Here is a 1,269-nt window from a genome sequence, read left to right as displayed (position 1 = left end):
GGGTCTGCTGCACCGATAGGTGACATCTGAGATGGCTTGCCCTGTGGGCGAGCTGGAAGGATGTCGCTGTGCCCAAGCCCTACCCCCGAGAGTTCCGCGATGACGTCGTGCGTGTGGCTCGTGACCGTGACCCGGGTGTGACGGTCGAGCAGATCGCCAAGGACTTCGGGGTCCACCCGATGACGTTGTTCAAGTGGCTGCGCCAGGCCGACGTCGAGGTCGGCGCCAAGCCGGGTGTGACCCGGAGCGAGTCGGCCGAGCTGCGGGAGGCGCGCAAGCGGATCAGGCTGCTGGAGCAGGAGAACGAGGTCCTGCGTCGGGCCGCTGCCTACTTGTCGCAGGCGCATCTGCCGGGAAAAGGCTCTACCCGCTCGTGAGCGAGCTGGCCGCCGACGGGATCCCCGTGGCGGTGACGTGCCGGGTACTGAACATCGCTCGTCAGCCCTACTACCGGTGGCTTGCCCGCCGTGTCACCGACGCTGAACTGGCTGCGGCGTATCGGTCGGACGCGTTGTTCGACGCCCACCGCGACGACCCGGAGTTCGGCTACCGGTTCCTGGCCGATGAGGCCCGCGACGCCGGCCAGCCGATGGTCGAGCGCACCGCCTGGAGAATCTGCTCTGGCATGGGCTGGTTCAGCGCGTTCAGCAGAAAGAAGCGTCGGGGCAAGGGCGGCAAGGTCGGTCCGCCAGTACACGACGATCTGGTGCGCCGCGACTTCACCGCAGACGGCCCGAACCGGTTGTGGCTGGCCGACATCACCGAGCACCGCACCGGCGAGGGCAAGCTCTACCTGTGCGCGATCAAGGACGCGTGGTCCAACCGGATCGTCGGCTACTCCATCGACTCACGGATGAAGTCGAGGCTGGCCGTCAACGCCCTGCACAACGCCGTAGCCCGCCGTGGTGACGTGGCCGGCTGCGTGCTGCACACCGACCGCGGGTCGCAATTCCGAAGCCGGAAATTCGTCCACGCCCTCAACCAGCACCACATGATCGGGTCGATGGGCAGGGTCGGCGCCGCTGGCGACAACGCTGCCATGGAGTCGTTCTTCGGCCTGCTACAGAACAACGTCCTCGACCGCCGAACCTGGACGACCCGGCAGCAGCTGAGGACCGCGATCGTGACCTGGGTCGAACGGACCTACCACCGCCGTCGACGCCAACGATCCCTGTCCCGGTTGACCCCTATCGAGTACGAGACCATCATGACCCCACTGGCCAGTCAGGCCGCGTGACTAAAACTGTCACCTATCGGTGCAGCAGACCC

At 66.5% G+C, this 1,269-nt stretch carries 1 protein-coding gene; it reads left to right on the top strand.

What is annotated here, in order from left to right:
- Window positions 1-68: 68 nt before the first annotated feature.
- A protein-coding gene (locus tag AB0G14_RS35795) for an IS3 family transposase (RefSeq protein WP_357705258.1) occupies window positions 69-1,237 on the top strand; the annotation gives its coding sequence in 2 pieces (ribosomal slippage) (window positions 69-353 and window positions 356-1,237; 1,167 coding nt in all).
- Window positions 1,238-1,269 lie beyond the last annotated feature (32 nt).

Source organism: Micromonospora sp. NPDC023814 (assembly GCF_040639595.1).
Taxonomy (GTDB): Bacteria; Actinomycetota; Actinomycetes; order Mycobacteriales; family Micromonosporaceae; genus Micromonospora.
Note: the sequence above shows the minus strand (reverse complement) of the source record. Positions and strands in the feature narration are given on the sequence as shown.